The organism is Natrinema gari JCM 14663 (assembly GCF_000337175.1).
Lineage (GTDB): Archaea > Halobacteriota > Halobacteria > Halobacteriales > Natrialbaceae > Natrinema > Natrinema gari.
Genome location: NZ_AOIJ01000068.1, coordinates 1 through 1,158, shown reverse-complemented (window position 1 = coordinate 1,158; position 1,158 = coordinate 1). Strand labels below are relative to the sequence as shown.

2 protein-coding genes are annotated in these 1,158 nt (G+C 59.7%); one reads left to right on the top strand and one right to left on the bottom strand.

Annotated features, from left to right (window positions below; genetic code table 11):
* Positions 1 to 285: hypothetical protein (locus tag C486_RS21415; RefSeq protein WP_008458181.1), on the top strand; the 285-nt coding region annotated here is incomplete at its 5' end.
* 540 nt (positions 286 to 825) lie between these two features.
* Here the strand turns inward: C486_RS21415 and C486_RS21410 are convergent.
* A partial coding sequence (locus C486_RS21410) for a hypothetical protein (RefSeq protein ID WP_008458176.1) occupies positions 826 to 1,158 on the bottom strand: 333 nt, incomplete at its 5' end.

The following is a 1,158-nucleotide window of genomic DNA, read 5'->3' as shown; positions in this document are numbered from 1 at the left end:
AAGATCAAGGAAATGAAATCGGCGTCGTCTCTCCCGGTACCGCGAAAGGGAGAGGAGGTGCATTTAGCAGAGTACGAAGTGGTGATAAAAGATGGCACGCCAGCGTGGGGAGACAGTCGTGAGATAGATCCTGAATCAGACGGTCTGACGTACCGGGTCGAGACGATCGAGCACGAGTACGCATTCATCGAACCAAGCGAAAAGGCCGAATTGGGATATGAAGGCGGGAAAATGGTATTTACAGACGTGCTCGTTGCCAAAACACAATCGGACCTGCCAGTCTAAACTCATTCATTCTCGGTTTCGTTCTTGAGCAGTGCACGGGCGATTCGGACGGTCGCCTCGAGGCCGGGATCGGCGTCGAACTCTCCGGCTTCGGCGCGCTCGACAAACTCCCGGAGCTCGTCAGTGTCCTGGTTGTCGTCTAACTCGATCTCGAAATCGCCACTCTCGACGAGGTCGGCGAGGTCGCCGGCGGGGNCGATGTGCTGGGGGTCGCTGTCGGGGACCGGCTCAGCGTCTACGTCACAGTCGGGGTCGCGGTCGTCGGTCATGGCTCGGTATGGGATTGGTCGTGGCCACTTTCGAGCTCGTCGAGCGCACAGTTACGAGCGTACTGTAGTTTCTGACACCATTTCGAGACATCAGCGACCGACACTTGGGGGACCGCTCTCCAGTTAACGGCTTCCGTCGCTTCGATCGCGCGCTCGAGGTCGTCAGNCCATTTCGAGACATCAGCGACCGACACTTGGGGGACCGCTCTCCAGTTAACGGCTTCCGTCGCTTCGATCGCGCGCTCGAGGTCGTCAGAGTTGGCAGCGCTGCTCATTCTTCGTTATCACCGACGAACCGCCAAGTGTTCCCTCGCTGTGGTGGGGACTCGACGCCTGGGAGTTCTTGTAGAACTTCCCGAGCACAGCTGTCCCAGAACGTGTACCCGCGGTAGTGACTCTCGCTCGCGGAGTACCCGAACTTCGGATGATCGGCGTACTCATCGAACGCAGCGTTCGCAAGCTCTTGAGTGGTGGCCTCAGTGCGATCGCGGAGCTCTCCCCAGGCATGGCGGATCGCCTTGCGTCGAACCTCTTTCGTCTCTGCCCCGCGCCCCGTAACGTCGATGTCCTCGAGGACGCCGTCCACACGCGCCTCGGGCGCATC